Source organism: Empedobacter sp. UBA7248, from assembly GCF_002472945.1.
GTDB lineage: Bacteria > Bacteroidota > Bacteroidia > Flavobacteriales > Weeksellaceae > Empedobacter > Empedobacter falsenii_C.
The window spans coordinates 309,443-329,506 of record NZ_DKSU01000014.1 but is presented as its reverse complement, the minus strand read 5'-3'; the positions used below and the strand labels follow the sequence as shown (position 1 = coordinate 329,506).

Sequence of the window (20,064 nt, the reverse complement as noted above, 5' to 3'; positions counted from 1 at the left end):
ATTGAGGTTGCAAATATACGCACCCTTTTTCCGTTTTTCCAAACATAATTTACATTTATTTTACATTCTTCCCTTAAGTGATTGGTATGATGCAAAATATTTTTTGATTTTTTTTGATTTTTTTTGATTTTTTTTGATTTAAAACGGGAGATCGATAATTTTAGACGAGAAATGGATGATTTACGAGTGACAATTTTGGATTTACGAATGGAAGATTGTGGGGATTTAGTGGAATATATAGAATAACAAAGGAAAATACTTTCATTTTGTCTTGATACAAAACGAATCAAAAAATCAAGACCTCAACAAAAAGGCTAAAATGAATCATTCTGCGCGAAAAGATTTAAAAACCTATCGGCTAAATCTTTTTCTTCGCTTCGAATTTCTTCATTTATGAACGCCTTTTTATTGAAAGGTCATTTTTTCGATTTTAGTTAAAAATAAGAAAATTTGTTTTTGATTATTTGGATGTGATGCTGAAACGAGTTCAGCAGGACTGGGTGGAGATAGTTCTTGGAGAGGTTTTAGAAAATTTTATATGGAAAGCATGTATTCATATATAGTATACTTTTTTTTATTTCTCGAAACTTAGAACTCATTACTTACTACTCTGAACTAAAAAAACACCCCTACAATCACCTCGAGGGGATAGTTTCATGATGTGATGCTGAAACGAATTCAGCAGGACGTACGTGAATATTGTTATTACCGCAAGAAATGATTAGACGGTGATGGTTTGCTGAATTAAGCAAAGTAACAGCGGATACTTTGTGGTTATCGACTCGGGAGAAATTGTCGCTTCGCGACAATTGTTTTTTCAAGAAAAATCATTCATCTATTATTAATCGATACTTTCGTAATCGTGTTTTTCTGCAATATGATCTACAAAAGATACTTTTCTAAGCTTAGCATTTCGCTTTGGAATAATTGGGTAACCTTTGGCTTCGGCAAACACTTTTGTGAATTTTGCTCCGAAATATAGAATTGTTGCAACATAATAAATCCACAACAAAAGAATAACCAACGAACCTGCTGATCCAAAAATGGTAGAATATTTTGAGTTTGCTATATAAATGCCAATCAAATATTTTGCAATAAAGAATAGAATCGCCGTAAAAACCGCTCCAACAAAAGCTGGCTTTGATTTGATACGTGCATCGGGAAGAATTTTGAAGAGAATATAAAATATCAAAATAGAGATTGAAATACTCAATGTATTATTAAGAAGAATAACTGTGGTCTTCGTCATAATGGTATCGAGTTCGAAAATACTGAAAATTTCTTCACCAAATGAAACCAAAACACTGTTGAGAATTACCGTTGCGATAAGTACGATTCCAAGCGATAGAATAATAAGAAAGGACAAACCTCTGTTGATCACAAATTTTAACCATGCTCTTCTCGGAACTGCTTCGACACGCCAAATGAGATTGAGGCTATCTTGCATATCGGTGAACATTGTTGTAGAACCAAAAATCAAAATTCCGATACCTATATATAATGCAAGCGAACTATCTCCTGAAATGGTAGAATTTGTGACAAAATTTTGTACAGCTAAAGCGACATCTGGACCAACAATATTTTTAAGCTCATAAAACATTCGGTTTTCGATAGCATCTTTCTTAAAGAATAAACTTGCACTGGAAATTACAATCAGAATTAATGGAGAAAGTGAAAATAATGCGTAATACGTTAACGAAGCACTCAATTTCATAATTCGGTCTTCACCAAATTCGACAATTGTCTGTTTTAAAATATTAAAGTAGAATTTTAGTTGCTTCATTAAATTGGTTTAGAGATTAAAGATACAAATTCATAAAATCTATAACAAAAAAAAGACCATTCGATGAATGGTCTTTAAAAATATATCTTAAATCTTAGCTTACACTAACATTGTAACAGGATTTTCGATGTACATTCTTAGCGTTTGTAAGAATTGTGCACCTGTTGCTCCGTCTACTGTTCTGTGATCACAAGCTAAAGACAATTTCATTGTGTTACCAACTACAATTTGTCCGTCTTTTACAACTGGTTTTTGAATAATTGCACCAACTGATAAGATACAAGAGTTTGGTTGATTGATAATCGATGTGAATGATTCGATTCCAAACATTCCTAAGTTAGAAACTGAGAAAGTAGATTTGTCCATTTCGTCAGCTTTTAATTTACGATCTCTTGCACGACCTGCATAATCTTTAACCTCAGCAGAAATTTGAGCAAATGATTTTTGATCTGTATTTTTAACAACAGGAACCAATAAACCATCTTCTACAGCAACTGCAACACCGATATTGATATCTCCGTGTTGAATAATTTCTGCATCTGTCCAAGTAGAATTTACAGCTGGATGTTTGCGTAACGCCATAGCACATGCTTTAACAACCATATCGTTGAACGAAATTTTAGTATCTGGAACAGAGTTTAATTGTTTACGCGCTTCGATTGCGTTATCCATATCCAACTCAACATTTAAATAATAATGAGGAGCTGTAAATTTAGATTCAGCTAGACGTTTTGCGATCACTTTTCTCATTTGAGAATTTGGAATCACTTTATCTTCTCCAGAAACAAAAGTTTGAGCAGGTTTAACTGCGTCAGATTTTGCTTCCGCTTTTGGTTGAGCAGATGGTTGATAATTTTCAATATCTTTTTTCACGATACGTCCATTATCACCAGAACCTTTTACCTCAGCTAAATTAATTCCTTTATCTTTTGCAATTGTTTTTGCTAATGGTGATGCAAAAATACGATCAGAAGAAGAAGTTTCTTCAACCTTATTATTTACATCTAACTGAACAACTACTGGTTTTTCGTCATCAACAACTTCCGTAGAAGCTGCAGGAGCAGCAACTTTACCTCCGTTTGCTACAATTGCAGAAACGTCAGTACCAGCTTCACCAATAATTGCTAAAACAGTATCTACTGGCGCAGGCTCGTTCACTTTAGCTCCTTGATATAATAAAACACCATCAAATTCTGATTCGAATTCTTGAACTGCTTTATCTGTTTCAATTTCTGCTAAAATATCACCTTCCGAAACTTGATCTCCAACATTTTTGTGCCAAACAACTACAGTTCCTTCTTCCATTGTATCAGAAAGACGAGGCATTGTAATTACTTCCACATTTGCAGGAATTTCTGCAGTAGGTTTTGCTTCTTCTGTTTTTGTTTCGCTGGGAGTTGATTTTTCTTCTTTCACTTCAGTAGTCGCTTTTGCTCCACCTCCGATTAAACCTGAAATATCTTCTCCTTCATTTCCGATAATTGCTAAAACCTCATCAACATTTGTTGATACACCTTCTGCAACACCTTGATATAATAATACTCCGTCAAATTCTGATTCGAATTCTTGGATTGCTTTATCTGTTTCGATTTCTGCTAAGATATCACCCTCAGCAATTTTATCTCCTACATTTTTGTGCCATTTTACAACAGTTCCTTCTTCCATTGTATCGCTTAAGCGAGGCATTGTAATAATTTCTGCCATGGTTTTTAGTTGTTTTCGATTTTATCTAAGAATGGATAATTTTCTTCTGAATAGATATAATCATACATTACGTGTTCTTCTGGATAGTTAGAGTTTTCTGCAAATTCTGCACATTCTTCTACCATCACTTTTACTTCATCAACAATTGCATCTAATTGTTCTTTAGTTGCCCAATTGTTTACTAAGATATGATTCTCAACATTCAAGATTGGATCTTCTTGTTTGTACTCTTCTACCTCTTCTTTTGTACGATAAGGCTCAGCATCAGACATAGAGTGACCTCTATAACGATATGTACGTACATCTAAGAAAGTTGGTCCATCTCCACGACGCGCTCTTTCGATAGCTTCGTAAGCTGCTTCTGCAACTTTTACAGGATCCATACCATCTACAGGCATACAAGGCATTTCGTATCCTAAACCTAATTTCCAAATATCTTCGTGGTTTGCAGTACGAGAAACAGAAGTTCCCATAGCGTATTGATTGTTTTCGCACACAAAAACAACTGGTAATTTCCAGTTCATCGCCATGTTAAATGTTTCATGTAATGTTCCTTGACGAGTTGCACCATCTCCCATTAAACAGATTGTCACACCATCGCGGTTGAAGAATTTATCACCAAAAGCAATTCCTGCTCCTAATGGAATTTGTCCACCAACGATTCCGTGTCCTCCATAAAAATTATGTTCTTTACTGAAAACGTGCATAGATCCTCCTAAACCATGAGAAGTTCCTGTTTCTTTACCACATAATTCAGCCAAAATACGTTTTGGATCTACACCCAAAGCCATAGGCCAAACGTGACAACGATAAGCAGTAATCACATGATCTACTCCAGGTTTCATTGCATGAATAAAACCAGCTGGTAAAGCTTCTTGTCCATTGTATAAATGTAAGAAACCTCTAATTTTTTGCTTTAAATATAATGAACGACACTTATCTTCGAAGCGACGCCAAAAAGTCATATCACGATACCATTGTAGGTACGTTTCTTGCGTTAATTTTTCCATAATTGCACAATTCCGTTGGAACAAATTTAAACTAATCTATTTAGTGTACAAAATTGCTACCCTAAAAATTCATCAGTAAAATGCAATGGAAGCAAATCTTTAGCAGAATTTATCACCAAAACATCACCTTCTTTTCCAGATAAAATAATTTCGATTGGTTGCGATTGCTTCTTTTCGATCTCTAAAATATATTGACGACACATCCCGCATGGAGGCAATGGATAATTGACATTTGGCGTAGAAACAGCCAATTTTTCAATTTTAATATTCGGGAAGTTTGCATTTACATAAGCCAATAAACCTCTTTCGGCACAAGTTCCGACTGGGTACGAAGCATTTTCTTGATTTGAACTCGAAAAAATTTCTCCATTTTCTAATTGAACAGAAGCACCAACATTGAAATTAGAATAAGGCGCATATGCATTCAACGAAATATCATAAGCCTCTTCTACTACTTTTTTTTGTTCTGCTGCAAGCTCAGATTTACTCTCGAATCGTTCAAATTCAAAAGAATATTTTTCTTTTTTCATATAGAATTTACACCGAAGTGTGTTATTTAATTAATTATTAAATACTTAAATCCTTTCAGCTATTTTATTCAATAGAAAAAGGAAGTAAATTTATAAAAAAAGATTTTATGTTGGTAAAAATTTTTGCAAGTGCTATTTTCGGAGTTTCCGCACAAACCATTATTGTGGAAGTTAATATTGATCAAGGTGTCGGTTATCATTTGGTTGGTTTGCCCGATAGCGCAATAAAAGAAAGTAATTTTAGGATAAATGCTGCACTAAAAAATTCTGATTTGAAATTACCTGGTAAAAAAATCACGATCAATATGGCGCCAGCAGATTTACAAAAAGAAGGTTCAGCCTATGATTTACCTATCGCAATTGGAATTTTAGCAGCTTCGGAACAAGTAAATTCTGAACAACTCAATAAATATATAATGATGGGCGAATTATCGCTCGATGGTTCTCTTCGACCTATAAAGGGAGCCTTACCGATTGCAATACAAGCAAAAGAAGAAGGTTTCGAAGGAATTATTTTACCCAAACAAAACGCAGACGAAGCTGCGGTTGTAGAAGGAATCGATGTTTTTGCGGTTGATAACATCAGAGAAGTTGTTGATTATTTTAACGAAGATATTATTTTACAACCTCATCAAGTCAATTTAGATGATTATTTTTTTAGTGAAATGAATAATTATCCTTTCGATTTTGCAGATGTAAAAGGTCAAGAAAATGTAAAACGCGCGATGGAAATCGCAGCTGCGGGCGGGCATAACATTATTTTGATTGGTCCTCCTGGAAGTGGAAAAACAATGTTAGCCAAACGAATTGCTTCTATTCTTCCGAAAATGACTATTCAAGAAGCACTCGAAACCACAAAGATTCATAGCGTTGCTGGAAAATTATCTAACAAATCACTCATTGTAAGTCGTCCTTATTCTAGTCCGCATCATTCTATTTCTGACGTGGCCTTAGTCGGCGGCGGTTCTTATCCACAACCTGGCGAAATTTCTTTAGCGCATAATGGTGTTTTGTTTTTGGATGAATTACCCGAATTTAAACGAACTGTTTTAGAAGTTATGCGTCAACCTTTGGAAGATCGAGAAGTTACAATTTCGAGAGCAAAATTCACGGTGAATTACCCTGCAAGCTTTATGTTAGTTGCTTCCATGAATCCAAGTCCAAGTGGTTATTTTATGGATGATCCAAACAACACTTCCTCTTTAGCGGAAATGCAACGTTATATGAACAAAATTTCTGGACCTTTATTAGACCGAATTGATTTACATATCGAAGTGAATCCTGTTCCGTTTGATGATTTATCGCAAGAACGTCGTGGCGAAAAAAGTGCTGTGATTCGTGAACGTGTGATTAATGCACGAAATATTCAGACCAAACGATTTGAAAACACAAAAGTTCATTATAACTCGCAAATGGGACCAAAAGAATTGGATGCTTTTTGTGATTTAGATGATCATTCTAAGAATTTAATCAAAGTTGTTATGGAAAAATTAAATCTTTCTGCTCGTGCATATGACCGAATTATTAGAGTTGGACGAACAATTGCAGATTTAGATAATTCTGAAACTATTCTTTCGAAACATATTAGCGAAGCTATTCAGTACAGAAGTTTGGATCGTAATCAGTGGATGTGACTGTTGTAAAATGTAGTATGTATGTAAGTAAAATGTATATAAATACGTTGTCATTCTGAAATAAATACAGCTTGACAAAAAAAGGAATCTCTTTCAAGATTCCTTTTCCATTTACTAAAATTCAAATTCACCAACCAAAATTCCTTCGCCACCAGAATTTGGCTTGTTATTTTGGAAAGTAATCATTTTCTTCACTTGTTTTCCAGAGCTATACATCAAGTAAATCTCTGCCGAAATAGTTGTCGATCCCGAAATACTCATTTGTCTTTCTCCGAAAAAATTCGTTTCAATTTTATATTTTCCTTTAATCGCTTTTTTTAACATAAATTGTTCTGGTCCGAAACCTTGCGTTACATCTTCGCTCATTCGTCCACCAATACCAGTTGTACGATTTCCGTAGAAACATTTTTCGCCATTTGGATCGGTCACCCACAAATCAATATCCGTCATATCTTTGTTCCAATTCATCACCACACGAATATCAACTGGAATATCTGCAATGATATCTTTATTGATCTTCGATAAATCTAATTCTTTGCGATAAAGCGAAACTAGATTATTAATTTCAGGCACAATAATCTCTGTAATATCGCGATCGCGATTGGCAATTTCTACTGAATAATCATTCGTTAATACTTTATACAGATATTCTAAAGCCGTTTGATATTGCTCGTTATCTTGCAACGCCAATGCATAATCTCTATAACTTTGCGCATCAAAAGGTCGCCAATCCAAGACTTTTTTCGTGATAAATAATTCGGTTTGATATTCCTCAATTTCTTTCAATTTGTATGCTAACATTTTATACAATTCTGCATCTTCTAAACCTAAATCTGCAATTGAACTTAAAATTTTAAGACCAGTTTCTCTTTCTTTTTTCTGAAAGAAAAATGTTGCCACATCAAAATAATACGCAGGCGTTTCGGCATAATCTTTTCTCAAATCTAAATAAGTTTGATACGGATTTTTAGACGCTTCTATCAACTTCATATATTCTTTATCCGATTTTACATTGACGATTTTAATTTCTGGAACCGAAGCTGATGATTGATCCTTCATTTTTTTATCAGAAACAAAATTAGCCGAAGCATAACCTAAACTTCTCGATTCTCTTCTCACTCCATTTGCTGTAACTACCATAGCTTGTATATCTGCACTAGATTCACTCTCCATTACAGCTGTTGTTCTAGGTTCTGGCATCACATGTTGCACTTGCGCAGTTTCTTCTATAGCCATAGCAGAATCCACAACAGGCTTTGGATATTTTGGTTTTACATATTTAAAATCTTTCTTCCACCACTCTTTCAATTCCTTTGTTTTCGCAATTGCATTTTTCAACAAATCAGCTTTTCGAGTTTCTTTTTGTTCAAAACCTTGTTTCGATAATTTATTAAATTCATTTTGCAATTCCGCTGGTGGATTGATTTTATACTTTACATAATCCGAAACATTTTCCAAAACAATCAAACTTGTGTTCGATGTTACAATAGAAAATTGTTTTCCAATTTCTTCAATTTCTGTTTTATTTTGTTCTGGATTCAATTCCAAATAATTCACTTTACTTTGTGCCCAAATTTTACTGATTTCAAGATTTTGAGTTGCTTTACTCAAATCCAATTCTTTGTTAAATTCTACTTTTCCATTTCGTCCAAACATCATCGTTAATTTTGCATTTGGATACTGAGAAATTCCCGCAATCGAAATTCCATTATTCACATCATTTGTCGAAATTGGATAAACTTCTCCCGCTGTATTGTTGATAATTCCTAAGAATTGAACTGAACTTTCATTGATTTGTTTGAACGCATTTTCTACAGAATTTTCATTAAGATTGATAAATTTTCCTCCAACTTTTTGCGCAATCATTTTCAAAACGCCATAATTAGAAGTCGGCGAAGACGCAATTGTATAAAAAGGTTTATCGATGTTAAAAATATTCGAGCCAAAAGACGAAATTCCGTCCGAAAACAATAGATATTCCTCTGCTTTCAGGTTTGTTGGAAGAATTTTCGCATAATTTGTTCCTCCATCATACGTCACATTTTCCAAATATTTTTTCAATTCGGACCAATCACCATTTTTAATTTGAAACAATCTCGATTTTTCCAAAGAAATATTCAATAACGAAACTTCAATATTTAGATTTTTTTGTTTAGAAATAATTTTGTCTAAAAATTCTAATTCTTTTTGATGATTTCGTTTCAAACCACTTAACGAATTATCCCAAATAACTCCGATATTTTTCGACCAAACTTTAGGTTGAGATTTCGCTTCAACCAATGAATTCGCATAAAAATAAACCGAACCATCTACATTTTTCTGAACAAAAGATTCTACATTATTCGGCGATTTCGGAAGATTAATAATCAACGATTTTTTAGGCGTAAAATCTGTTTTCGACAAATTCGCCTCATATATATTACTATTTTCAGAAAAATTGAACGAACCATCTGGCGTTTCAACCAATTGTGGTTTCCCTGTAGCATTGTACACTTTTGTTGTCAAATTAAATTTCGCTATCTTCTTCGAAGAATCTAATGACAAATGATATTGATACGACGATTTATCCAATTTCAATTCTTGGTAATACGACAACTGAATCATACGTGACCCTTTTGCTGGAATCGGAGAAATACGAGTTCGAAAATTATTTCCTTCTACTTTCTCGATGATTCCAGGATCGACATTTTGTTTCTGAATACTTTCAAAAACCTCAACCGCACGCGCTTTTGTCACAGGAACCGCATTTCGAAGTTTTCCATTAATATCAATTGCATATCCGCTAACAGTCGTGTTTTCGGGCAAAGGAAAAACTAAATTCCCTTCGAGATTTCGATTTGATGAATTTGTAAAAACTAAAGTTGTTGTCGTTTTGGCTAAATTTCCAAAAATCTCAACTTGTACATCCATCGATTGCAAACTCACAGAATTTTCGTCTGGACGCTCACCGATTTCGATACGCGGAAATCCTATTCGAATATCTTGCGCATTTATTTTTGTCGAAAAAAGCATTCCAACAAAAACGAAGAAAAAAGAAAATAACTTTTTCATATTGTTTGATTTGTAAGTTAGATGCAACAAATTACAAAAAGGTTGGTTGATGAGAAAAAGTTTTGAGTTTTGAGTTTATTTTAAATTCCTCCTTTCGTCGGAATGACATTTACTTGATTCGTATTATTAAAATTATCTTTCTGAACTTGATTTTAGAATCGAATATTTTTTTACAAAAATCAGAAATAAATCATTATATTTGATTGAATTACAATTTATAATAAAATGAAAAATATATTATATATAACGGGATTAGTTTTAATATTAACTTCAATTTTATTAATCTTAGAATTTTCTGATTCTAATAGAATGAGCTTAATTGCAGGAATGATTTTGCCAATAGGATTAGCATTTAACATTTTAGGTTTTACTTTAAAAACTAATCCACTAAAAGAATAATTTAATATTCTGCCATAAATATTAAATCGAAAAGCCAATTGTTCTTAGAAACAATTGGCTTTTTGATTTATTTTTTAATATCTATTTTCTCTCGCTCTTTATCTTCACTCACTTTGTAAGCTTTCAAGACTTCGCGAACAATTTTGTGTCGAACAACATCTTTATCATCCAAATAAATAAATCCGATATCTTTTACATCTTTCAATATATTAATCGCTTCACGTAAACCAGATTTTTGTTTTGGTGGTAAATCGACCTGACCAGGATCTCCAGTAATAATAAACTTAGAATTTTTTCCCATACGCGTCAAAAACATTTTCATCTGAGCATAGGTTGTATTTTGTGCTTCATCAAGAATTACAAAAGCTCCGTCCAACGTTCGACCACGCATAAATGCTAAAGGCGCAACTTCTATTACTCCTTTTTCGGTATAAGACGAAAGCTTCTCGAACGGAATCATATCTTTCAATGCATCATACAAAGGTTGTAAATATGGATCTAATTTATCTTTCATATCACCTGGTAAAAAACCTAAATTTTCTCCAGCTTCTACGGCAGGACGCGTCATAATAATTCGGCGAACTTCTTTGTTCTTCAACGCTTGTACCGCCAACGCAACAGCCGTGTAGGTTTTTCCCGTTCCAGCAGGTCCAATTGCAAACACCATGTCTTTGTTGTAAACAGTTTGCACTAGCTTTTGTTGATTAGGCGTTTGAGGTTTGATGATTTTACCATTTACACCGTGTACAATAATTTCGTCTTCTTTTTTCATTTGAAGCATTTCATTATTATCTTCGGTCATAATGATTTCGAGTTCGCGATCAGATAGTCGATTGTATTTGTGAATATGCTGAATTACTCGTTGCATTTTTTGGTCAAATACTTTCAGAACATCTTCATTTCCAAATACTGTCAACTCTCTTCCGCGAGCAACAATCTTTAATTTTGGATAATATTCTTTGATTCTTTTTAGATGTTCATTGTTAGCACCATAAAAATCTTGAGCATTAATTTCGGCTAATTCAATATTAATTTCTGTCAAATGAGATTGTTTTTTTGGTTCACTTACACAAAAATAAAGAATAATAAACAATATATTTGCTAATTATTAGAGAATAGTGGCAATTATTACATTAACATCGGATTTTGGAGTCAAAGATTACTTTGTTTCTAGCGTTAAAGGCGCAATTCTAAAGGAATTGGCCGATGTTACAATTGTAGATATTTCGCATCATGTTAATCCTTATGATTTATCTGAAGCTGCCTATATCATTCGTAATTCTTACGAGGAATTTCCTGAAGGAACTATACATATTATTGGAATTAATGCTTTAAGTACGCCTTATCAAAAGCCGATTTGTGCATTAATCAATCATCATTATTTTATTTGTGCAGATAATGGAATTTTATCCTTGATTTGCCAAAAAAATCAACCAGAAGAAATTTACGAAATCACTGCTTATCCAGAAGGAATAGACAGTTTATTTCCAATGAAAAATTGTTTTGTACCAGTTGCGTGTCACTTGGCGCGTGGCGGAGTTCCTGCTCTTTTAGGGAACAAACGTACCGAAATGAAACAATTGAATGAGTTGAAACCAATTTATCGCGATGATAAATTTATCATAGGAAATGTGATTTATATTGATCATTTTGGGAATGTTGTAAGTAATATTTCGAAAGATTTTTTTGATGAAATTGCACAAGACAGAAAATATAAAATTTTGCTTCGTCAGAAAGATTTCTCGATGACCGATATTACTGTTATTTATGAGCATTACAACGAAGTTGTACAAGATTTTAACAAAGAAGTGCAAGCTTTTGGGCGAACATTGTGTTTGTTTAATTCGGCAGGTTTCTTAGAAGTTACTTTATACAAAAGTAATCCAACGATATCAGGAGGTGCAAATCAGTTAATGGGATTGAAGAAAAACGATACAATTACAATTGAATTTGAAAATTAACGCTGAGAAAATTTAGTATTAGAGAGTTTACAATAACTATATGACTTATAATTATTTAATATACAAAGCAATACACGTTATCTTCGTGGTAAGTTACTTTGCTGGTTTATTTTACATTGTTCGTTTGATGATTTATCATACAGAAACGCAACAAATGGAAGAACCAAAAAAATCAATTCTGCAGGATCAATACACCTACATGGAGAAAAAATTATGGAATGTAATTACCGCTCCTGCTTTGGTTATTTTGATTACAATGGGATTGAATATGCTTTACAAAAATCAAGGTTTATTGCATATGCCTTGGATGAAAAGTAAATTGGGGATGATAAGTGTTTTATTAATTTATCATTTTTGGTGCTGGCGAACGTTGAAACAAATTCAAAATAAAGTTTTCAAATACACTTCTGTTCAACTACGAATGATGAACGAATTGGCGACTATTTTATTATTTGTTATCGTGTTTGCTGTGATTCAAAAAACAGATTTTGGTCGAGATTGGTATTGGTCAATTGTCAGTTTCTTTGGTTGTGGTATACTACTTATGCTTATTGTGCGTTTAATTAATCGTAATAATAAAAAATAACATGTGGACAATCTTCAAAAAAGAGTTTTCCAATTTTTATTTAGGCTTCACCGCTTATTTAGCAACCGTAACATTTGTTATCGTTTCGGTTTTATTCCTTTGGTTTTTTGATAACGAATTCAATGTTTTCAATACAGGAAATGCTTCTTTAAGCAGTTTTTTCTTTGTTGGACCTTGGATTTTTCTATTCATGATTCCTGCTTTAACGATGAAATTAATCGCGGAAGAGCAAGCAAACGGCACATTATTGTGGTTATTTACACTACCTATAAAAAACAACCAAATTATTTGGGGCAAATATTTAGCAGTCGTTTCAGTTGTCATTTTTTGTTTGCTTTCAACTTTTTTGTTCACCATTACGTTGCAAGAATTTTTGATGCCTGAACAAGAACTAGATTACGGAACAATTTTTTCTGGCTATTTAGGACTTTTCTTTCTAGGAAGTTTATTCGCCGCAATTGGTTTATTCACTTCATCTATTACCAAAAATCAAGTAATGGCTTATGTTTTGGCGGTTTTCTTTTGCTTCATTATTTTTTATGGATTCGAAAGTTTAGCGTCATATAATTTACTTGGTTCGATGGATTTCTATGTTCAAAAAATTGGAAGTTTTACACATTACAACCAGTTTTTGAAAGGAATTATTGACACACGAGATTTACTTTACTTTTTGATTTTGATTGGAATTCTGAATCAAATTTCAATTGTTAATCTTGAAAATAAAAAATAGTGCCATGAAAAAATTAAACAAAAAACATCTAATTACTTTCATCGCATTTATCGCGCTTTTTATCATCGCTCAATTTGTTTATACGCGAATTGACATGACGAAAGACAAACGTTTTACGTTAACTTCTACAACCGAAAAATTGATAGAAAATGTAAAACAACCGCTTAAAATTGAAATTCTTTTGGGTGGAGATTTAACAGGCGATTACAGAATTTTGAAGAACGAAATTCAGTTTTTATTAGACGAACTTCGCGAAAAAAACAGCAATATTTCTTATTCTTTTGTTGATCCTGTGGATTTAGGACAAGCCGAATTAGAGCAAAATAAATTGGCTCCAGTTCCGATTAAAACCGATAAAGGAATTTTGAATGTTTATCCGTACGCAAAATTAACTTACGGCAATAAATCGACTTATATGGAGGTTTTGGTCAATAATCCTTCTACTCCATTCGAAAAGTTAGCGTTAGCTTCAACAGAAAAATTAGAATATTTATTTGCAGAAAAAATTCAGAAAGCAACCAATTTTGAGCGCAAAAGAGTTGGTTTTATCGTTCATCATGATGAATTACCAGAAGCTAATATTCAAGGATTAGGTTCTGCTTTGTCAGAAAAATATGATGTTGAAATTTATCTAAATCCAATTGCAAACAAATCGTTTACTTTACAACCTTCTGATTTGGATAGTTTGAAACGTTTTGACGCCTTAATTGTCGCTAAACCTACATTACCTTTTTCTGATATGGATAAATTGGTTTTGGATCAATATATCATGAATGGCGGAAAAATGATGATGGCCGTGGAAACTGTCGATGCTGAAATGGATTCTATTTTCCGAAGTGGAAAAATCGTTGCTTTTCCAAGAGATTTGAAGTTAAATGATTTCTTATTCAATTATGGTGTTCGTATTCATCCGGCTGTTATCAAGGATATGAATGGGGCGCAAATTGTTTTGGCTGATGGTGAAACTGCAGGAAATACAAGTTACAATTATTACAATTGGCCTTATTTTGAGTTAGGAATTAAAGGTGAAGAAAACCCAATTACAAGTTCGATCGATCCTGTTTTATTTCAATTTGCGAATCCAATCGAGTTATTAAAAAATCCAAATATTAAACAAACCGTTTTATTAAGTTCTTCTGAACAATCAAGTTTGAAACCTGCATTAAATTATATTCAATTAAACGAAGTAGAAATCGAGAATCCTGAAGAATATAAAATGGGTAAAATTCCGATGGCAGTTTTGTTAGAAGGTAATTTCAATTCGGCTTATGCTTCGCGTTATGAACGTAAGGAATTTCCGAATTTCAAACCGAAAACTACCGATGGAAAAATGATCGTCATTTCGGACGGAGATGTTTTGAAAAATGCTTTGTGGAGAGGAATCCCGATGCAATTAGGAGAAAATAAATTTTCGGTTCGCCCAGATAATCCAGATGGAAAACCGAAAACATATGCTAACCAAACATTTGTAATGAATGCGATGGATTATTTATTAGGTGATTCTGATTTCTTAGCTTTACGTAATCGTAAATTAGAAATTCCGTTGTTAAGTGAAACGACTGTTTTACAAGAAAAATCGACTTGGCAAATGATTAATTTACTTGTTCCAACTGCTATTATTGGTTTATTGGCTGGAATTGGATTTTGGATAAGAAAGAAAAGATATTCTTAAAAAAACGAATTTCGAAGCTCGAGTTTCGAGTTTCGAAAATTAATAAAATGCAATAGGGATTGAAGTGGAAATCCTTTTTTGATAACTGAGCGAAGTCGAAGTTTGAGAAAAAGATTGGAACGAAAAGCCCGCCCGAAGGGATTGCCCAAAAACTAAAAAAACCTCTCAAATTGAGAGGTTTTTATATGTAAAGTTGTGACGATTTTACTCTAAGTGCATAAACGCTTTTTTGCTCAAAAGGCGCTCCTCGCTTTCTACGTGGTTATCATCAGGCACACAACAATCCACCGGACAAACTGCCGCACATTGTGGTTCTTCGTGGAAACCTTTACATTCAGTACATTTATCGGGAACAATGTAATAAACCTCATCACTCACAGGATCTTGCACCGCATCAGCATCAAAAGTTGCGCCGTCTACGTTTACAATTGTCCCGCTAAGAGAAGTTCCATCAGAATATTTCCAATCTACCGCAGCTTCATAAATCGCGTTATTTGGACATTCTGGCTCACAAGCTCCACAATTTATACATTCATCTGTAATAATTATAGCCATTGTATCTGTTTTTTTATTTCCTACATTTGCAACTACAAAATTACATTTAATTTTCAGAAAAAATGACATTTGAACAAAGGATTTCAGCATTTAACGAATTGGGGCAGTTTTTTAATTTTATTATAAATAATGATTCAATTAAAGACACAGAACTGACAGAAAAATTCGAGAATTGGAAAGAAGAAGCTGAATATGCGGTGAGCGATGCAGAAGCCTACAACAATTGGTTTACAAAAGATAATATTACGTTAGCCTTGAAAAGTTGGGCAAAAGCTTTAACGAAAGAAAATTTATTGGCTTGGACGAAAGATTATCCATTTGCTGAAATGCCAAAAAATGTTGGAATTATAATGGCAGGAAATTTACCTTTGGTTGGTTTTCATGATTTGCTTTCTGTTGTTATCTCTGGAAATAATGCGTTGATTAAAACTTCGTCTAAAGATGATAAATTAATCAAATTAGCGATAAAATATTTGTATTCGATTGATGAAAATTTCAAATCGATTATTCAAACTGTTGAACGATTAGAAAATTTTGATGTGGTTATTGCAACAGGAAGCAATAACACAGCACGCTATTTTGAGCAATATTTTGGTAAAGTTCCTAACATTATTCGTAAAAATAGAACTTCAGTTGCTGTATTAAATGGTTCGGAAACCGATGAAGAATTGAAAAAATTGGGTGATGATATATTCATTTATTTTGGATTAGGTTGCCGAAATGTAACCAAACTTTATGTAAAAGATGAAGCGCAATTACCAAAGATATTCGAAGCTATTTTTTCTTGGGGTGATGTGATTAACCATCCTAAATATGCAAATAATTACGATTACAATCGTGCAATATTTTTGTTAGGAAAAGATGAATTTTTAGACAATAATTTTGTTCTAATGAAAAAAGATACAGCTTTACATTCTCCTATTGCAGTTGTAAATTTTGAAGTTTATGAAGATGTGAATGATGTAAAAAATTATTTGATCGAAAATGAGAATCAAATACAATGCGTGGTTGGAAACGATATGAAAGACAATTCGAATTATGTTGAATTTGGGCAAACTCAATTCCCGAAATTAACTGATTATGCCGATAATATTGATACGCTGAAATTTTTGGCGGAGTTATAAAACTAAAAAACCTTCACAAATTTGTGAAGGTTTTTTATTATTCTTTAAAATTTAGTCTTAAATCTTTATATGGATTAATAGTTTTATTAAAACCTTTGAAAGAATTTATACTAAAATCTCCTACTTTCAATTTAATATCAATTTTAACATTTGTTTCTTTACCTAAATCAACATCTAATTTCGAAAACACAGAACTTTCTTTTAATATCCATTTATCTTGATATGGTCTGAATTTATAACTTATTTCTGCTAAACCTGAATATTTATCTTTCACTTGAGTTGCCTTCGAAATAAAATCAATAACTGCAAAAGTAGACTTATCTATTGTTAATAAAACTTGCTTTGTTTCATTTTCTAAAGTAATTACATAAACTGTATTTTCTGAATATTTTGAAACCAACAATTGATTAACAGTATATTTGTTTTCAGAAATATTATTGAGTATTTGTTTTAAATTTTTCCCAATTGAAATATTTTTAAAATAATCACTTAAAACTATATAAACCTTTCTATCTCTTTTTACATCAATAATTTTATTTGGTTCTTTACTTGATTTTATCTTCAAATTATCTTTATTAAATTTAAATTCTAAATCCAAATTAATATACTCTCTTTCTAAACTATCATAATGTACATCTTGAGTAAAATCAACTAAATAATAATACTTTTCGACATTATAATTTGCTTCATAATTATCGATTACTTTTTTCAGAATATCCTCAACTTTTAAATTAGATACAAAAGCCTCTTTTAGTTCAATTACATTAATTTTTTCAAGTTTAACATTCAAATCAGCTTTCAAATCAGCTACTTTAATAATTACATCTTGATAATCTTTTTTGGAAATAATTAATTCATCTTTTCCACTAACATTTGATAAATCTACAACTACCTTCCCTTCCATATCAGAAATGAAATTCTTTGTCGAAGTTTTAAAATAAATATCCGCGTCATCAAGAGGCAAATTATCAAAATCTAAAATTTTAAGATTAATAATTTGTGCATTAAGCGATATTGAAAATAATATAAATAAAAAAAATAATTTCTTCATAAACTTTATTAATTAACTAAATATAAGTTATTTGATTTTAAACAAAAAGTATCATATCTAAAAAGAAAATGATACTTTCTGTAAATAAAATTAACTATAATTAAAATGTCGCTGCTCCTGCAGTTTCATTTTCTAATTTTCGATTGATACTTGTTTTCTTACCTGTAGCAAAATCAAAGCTCAGACCAACGACAAACATCGATTTGTTGTCCCAAATTTTTCCTACACGAGAATAATCCACATATTGTTTATCCATCGTTTTTTGCTTGTAAGTCGATGGCATTCCAATCCAATACATTCCAGTAGAAAAAGTCCAATTATTGTATTTATAACTCGCAAAAGCATGGTTCATGTTTTCTTGTGTATACAACAAAGCTCCGCCCAACGTGTAATACGGAATATTAAATTGATAATCTACACGAAAGTTTTTGTAAACAGATGATAATGCAAAATAATTTCCGATATAATCATTCTTCAAAATTCTACCATCTTTCGTTTTAAAACGCTCTGTTGCTGGAGCTACATTTACTTTAACAGTTAAAATATCTGTTCCAAAAGGTTTAATAGAACCTGTAATTTGAACACCGTAACGTTGCGAATTTTGAGCATTTTCGTACGTTAATTTATACCCTTCTACATTTCCATTAATGATATTTTGCAAATACAATTGATTAATCGGATCTTTTGTATAATGATAAAATGCATTTGTATTTAAATCAAAATATTTTGAATTGAAGGAATAAATTAAATTATTTCCAAAAGATTTCTGAATAGTTAAATACGGATTTCCTTCTTGTGTAATATTTTCCACAACCTGAATCACGTTTTTACTCAATGCCGAATTCCAAGGACTTGTTGGTTTATACGAACTCGAAAAACGTAAATTTTGATTCTTCGCTAATTCATAACCCAATACTAATTTTGGCGTAAACGTCCACGTATCTGTGTTTGTATCTTCATTCTTGTTATGAACATTCGTTAATCCAACACCTAAACGATACGACAGCTTTTTCGATTTTCCAGAATATTCAGAATAGATATATTGTTCTAAATAATTTACTTTATTATTCGAAGGACCATTTAAGTTTTCTAATTTATTATCAATCGAATTATTTGAAATTCGATAACCAGAATTTAATTTTCCTTTCTCGAAACTATGCGTATGCGCTATTTCTCCTACAATTCCTTTTTGATCAGCTTCTAAATTTGTCAAATAATTATATTGTTCCGCACCTGATAAAGTTTCCCATTCGCGCGTTTCATCAATCGATTTGGTTGTATACATTGATCCTACAACATTTAAACTTAACTCATCTTTCTTTCCTAATTTTCTCGAATAATAAAGATCTAATGTTGGTTTTGAATAATTAGAATTAGAATGTTTGTAAGTCGAATGATTCTCTAATAAACTATTTTGATAGAACAAACTTGTGCCATTCGCATAAGCAAAACTCGAACTGATATTCATATCCAACTTTGCTTGAAAAGCATATTTATCCGAATCCGAATTGGTGTATCGTAATGCAATTGTTTGATCCGTATATCCAAAATATTCGTTGCGCTGATTTTCTGTTCTATAATGAATATTATTTAAGTTATAATCATAAATATTCATCGAAGTACGATCTTTATAATCTCTTAGATAGATGTTATACTCTAATCCAAAGTTATTTTTTCCTTTCGTAAAATTCGCATAAGCAGAACCATTTATAAAACCAGTTGTAAATGCCGAAGTAAGATCCGCTCCGTACACATACCCATTTTCTGGATTTCGTGTAATCAAATTCACCACCTGATCTGCACGATTTGCATAACGCGCTGGCGGAATATCAAAATACTCAACACGAACTACATCTTGTGGTTTCACTGCACGAATTTGATTATCTGTTGCCTCAATTCCATTAATCAATAACAAAGTCGTTCCGCCTTTTGTACTCTGTATTGTATTCGAAATTGGATCAACTTGTAATTCTGGCAACGTATTCAACAAATCTTTTGCGTAGCGCGCTTTTTCCAACGCTTCTTTATCAAACGTATAAACTGCTTTGTCCGCAAACATTTTTTTGCGTTGCGATTGAACTAAAACTTCTTTTATTTCAATTGGATTATAGTCCGTTGAATCCTGCTTTTCATCTTGTCCAAAAGCAAAAATCCCTGACAATGTAACGGCAAGTACAAAAAATTTCTTCATGGTTAATTCTTCTATTAAGAGTTAGTGTATATTTATATGACGCATGAAGAACAAATAAGTTACATAAGAATTGTAATTATTTT

At 32.3% G+C, this 20,064-nt stretch carries 16 protein-coding genes; 7 read left to right on the top strand and 9 right to left on the bottom strand.

Features of this window, described 5'->3' with window-relative positions; genetic code table 11:
- Window positions 1–841: 841 nt before the first annotated feature.
- From B4A23_RS13930 to B4A23_RS13915, 4 genes are all read right to left on the bottom strand, one after another.
- The gene (locus tag B4A23_RS13930) at window positions 842–1,783 is read right to left on the bottom strand and encodes a YihY/virulence factor BrkB family protein (RefSeq protein WP_286514640.1); all 942 of its coding nucleotides are present in this window, start codon (window positions 1,781–1,783) and stop codon (window positions 842–844) included.
- Between the two features lie 99 nt (window positions 1,784–1,882).
- Window positions 1,883–3,487: a pyruvate dehydrogenase complex dihydrolipoamide acetyltransferase gene (locus B4A23_RS13925; protein ID WP_291120857.1), complete on the bottom strand. Its 1,605-nt coding sequence runs from the start codon at window positions 3,485–3,487 to the stop codon at window positions 1,883–1,885.
- 5 nt (window positions 3,488–3,492) lie between these two features.
- Window positions 3,493–4,497 (bottom strand): pyruvate dehydrogenase (acetyl-transferring) E1 component subunit alpha, encoded by a 1,005-nt coding sequence (pdhA, locus tag B4A23_RS13920; RefSeq protein ID WP_114999057.1) that lies wholly within the window; start codon window positions 4,495–4,497, stop codon window positions 3,493–3,495.
- 56 nt (window positions 4,498–4,553) lie between these two features.
- Window positions 4,554–5,027, bottom strand: a complete 474-nt coding sequence (locus B4A23_RS13915) for a cytidine deaminase (protein ID WP_038337075.1) — start codon at window positions 5,025–5,027, stop codon at window positions 4,554–4,556.
- Window positions 5,028–5,134: 107 nt separating this feature from the next.
- On the opposite strand from B4A23_RS13915, the gene B4A23_RS13910 reads away from it, so the two are divergent.
- Window positions 5,135–6,661: a YifB family Mg chelatase-like AAA ATPase gene (locus B4A23_RS13910; RefSeq protein ID WP_286500923.1), complete on the top strand. Its 1,527-nt coding sequence runs from the start codon at window positions 5,135–5,137 to the stop codon at window positions 6,659–6,661.
- Between the two features lie 114 nt (window positions 6,662–6,775).
- Here B4A23_RS13910 and B4A23_RS13905 read toward each other — a convergent pair whose 3' ends face one another.
- Window positions 6,776–9,712, bottom strand: a complete 2,937-nt coding sequence (locus B4A23_RS13905) for a VIT domain-containing protein (protein ID WP_291120854.1) — start codon at window positions 9,710–9,712, stop codon at window positions 6,776–6,778.
- 225 nt (window positions 9,713–9,937) lie between these two features.
- Here B4A23_RS13905 and B4A23_RS13900 point away from each other — a divergent pair, with 225 nt between their 5' ends.
- A complete protein-coding gene (locus tag B4A23_RS13900) occupies window positions 9,938–10,111 on the top strand; it encodes a hypothetical protein (RefSeq protein WP_180905924.1) in 174 nt (57 codons plus the stop codon).
- 67 nt (window positions 10,112–10,178) lie between these two features.
- On the opposite strand, the gene B4A23_RS13895 is transcribed toward B4A23_RS13900, so the two are convergent.
- A complete protein-coding gene (locus B4A23_RS13895; RefSeq protein ID WP_038337083.1) occupies window positions 10,179–11,153 on the bottom strand; it encodes a PhoH family protein in 975 nt (324 codons plus the stop codon).
- A 76-nt stretch (window positions 11,154–11,229) separates the two neighbouring features.
- On the opposite strand from B4A23_RS13895, the gene B4A23_RS13890 reads away from it, so the two are divergent.
- Genes B4A23_RS13890 through gldG form a run of 4 tightly spaced genes read left to right on the top strand, consistent with a single transcriptional unit; the run spans window position 11,230 to window position 15,060 of the window.
- Window positions 11,230–12,072, top strand: a complete 843-nt coding sequence (locus B4A23_RS13890) for an SAM hydrolase/SAM-dependent halogenase family protein (protein WP_291065885.1) — start codon at window positions 11,230–11,232, stop codon at window positions 12,070–12,072.
- 40 nt (window positions 12,073–12,112) lie between these two features.
- The gene (locus tag B4A23_RS13885; protein WP_038337072.1) at window positions 12,113–12,658 is read left to right on the top strand and encodes a CopD family protein; all 546 of its coding nucleotides are present in this window, start codon (window positions 12,113–12,115) and stop codon (window positions 12,656–12,658) included.
- A gap of 1 nt (window position 12,659) precedes the next feature.
- On the top strand, window positions 12,660–13,388 hold the full coding sequence (locus B4A23_RS13880) for an ABC transporter permease subunit (RefSeq protein WP_291120852.1): 729 nt from the start codon (window positions 12,660–12,662) through the stop codon (window positions 13,386–13,388).
- A 4-nt stretch (window positions 13,389–13,392) separates the two neighbouring features.
- The gene (gldG, locus tag B4A23_RS13875; protein ID WP_291120850.1) at window positions 13,393–15,060 is read left to right on the top strand and encodes a gliding motility-associated ABC transporter substrate-binding protein GldG; all 1,668 of its coding nucleotides are present in this window, start codon (window positions 13,393–13,395) and stop codon (window positions 15,058–15,060) included.
- A gap of 204 nt (window positions 15,061–15,264) precedes the next feature.
- Here the strand turns inward: gldG and B4A23_RS13870 are convergent, their stop codons facing one another.
- On the bottom strand, window positions 15,265–15,615 hold the full coding sequence (locus B4A23_RS13870) for a 4Fe-4S dicluster domain-containing protein (RefSeq protein WP_114999046.1): 351 nt from the start codon (window positions 15,613–15,615) through the stop codon (window positions 15,265–15,267).
- A gap of 62 nt (window positions 15,616–15,677) precedes the next feature.
- On the opposite strand from B4A23_RS13870, the gene B4A23_RS13865 reads away from it, so the two are divergent.
- Complete coding sequence (locus B4A23_RS13865) at window positions 15,678–16,739, top strand: acyl-CoA reductase (RefSeq protein ID WP_291120848.1); 1,062 nt, start codon at window positions 15,678–15,680, stop codon at window positions 16,737–16,739.
- A 37-nt stretch (window positions 16,740–16,776) separates the two neighbouring features.
- On the opposite strand, the gene B4A23_RS13860 is transcribed toward B4A23_RS13865, so the two are convergent.
- Window positions 16,777–17,790 carry a hypothetical protein gene (locus B4A23_RS13860; RefSeq protein WP_291120846.1) on the bottom strand — a complete coding sequence of 338 codons (1,014 nt, stop codon included), beginning with the start codon at window positions 17,788–17,790 and terminating at the stop codon, window positions 16,777–16,779.
- Between the two features lie 100 nt (window positions 17,791–17,890).
- Window positions 17,891–19,981 (bottom strand): TonB-dependent receptor domain-containing protein, encoded by a 2,091-nt coding sequence (locus tag B4A23_RS13855; protein ID WP_291120844.1) that lies wholly within the window; start codon window positions 19,979–19,981, stop codon window positions 17,891–17,893.
- Window positions 19,982–20,064: the final 83 nt, after the last annotated feature.

Coding starts and splice junctions, on each gene's coding strand:
- B4A23_RS13930 (WP_286514640.1), bottom strand. CDS start 1,783: ATGAAGCAACTAAAATTCTACTTTAATATTTTAAAACAGACAATTGTC.
- B4A23_RS13925 (WP_291120857.1), bottom strand. CDS start 3,487: ATGGCAGAAATTATTACAATGCCTCGCTTAAGCGATACAATGGAAGAA.
- pdhA (WP_114999057.1), bottom strand. CDS start 4,497: ATGGAAAAATTAACGCAAGAAACGTACCTACAATGGTATCGTGATATG.
- B4A23_RS13915 (WP_038337075.1), bottom strand. CDS start 5,027: ATGAAAAAAGAAAAATATTCTTTTGAATTTGAACGATTCGAGAGTAAA.
- B4A23_RS13910 (WP_286500923.1), top strand. CDS start 5,135: ATGTTGGTAAAAATTTTTGCAAGTGCTATTTTCGGAGTTTCCGCACAA.
- B4A23_RS13905 (WP_291120854.1), bottom strand. CDS start 9,712: ATGAAAAAGTTATTTTCTTTTTTCTTCGTTTTTGTTGGAATGCTTTTT.
- B4A23_RS13900 (WP_180905924.1), top strand. CDS start 9,938: ATGAAAAATATATTATATATAACGGGATTAGTTTTAATATTAACTTCA.
- B4A23_RS13885 (WP_038337072.1), top strand. CDS start 12,113: ATGACTTATAATTATTTAATATACAAAGCAATACACGTTATCTTCGTG.
- B4A23_RS13880 (WP_291120852.1), top strand. CDS start 12,660: ATGTGGACAATCTTCAAAAAAGAGTTTTCCAATTTTTATTTAGGCTTC.
- gldG (WP_291120850.1), top strand. CDS start 13,393: ATGAAAAAATTAAACAAAAAACATCTAATTACTTTCATCGCATTTATC.
- B4A23_RS13870 (WP_114999046.1), bottom strand. CDS start 15,615: ATGGCTATAATTATTACAGATGAATGTATAAATTGTGGAGCTTGTGAG.
- B4A23_RS13865 (WP_291120848.1), top strand. CDS start 15,678: ATGACATTTGAACAAAGGATTTCAGCATTTAACGAATTGGGGCAGTTT.
- B4A23_RS13860 (WP_291120846.1), bottom strand. CDS start 17,790: ATGAAGAAATTATTTTTTTTATTTATATTATTTTCAATATCGCTTAAT.
- B4A23_RS13855 (WP_291120844.1), bottom strand. CDS start 19,981: ATGAAGAAATTTTTTGTACTTGCCGTTACATTGTCAGGGATTTTTGCT.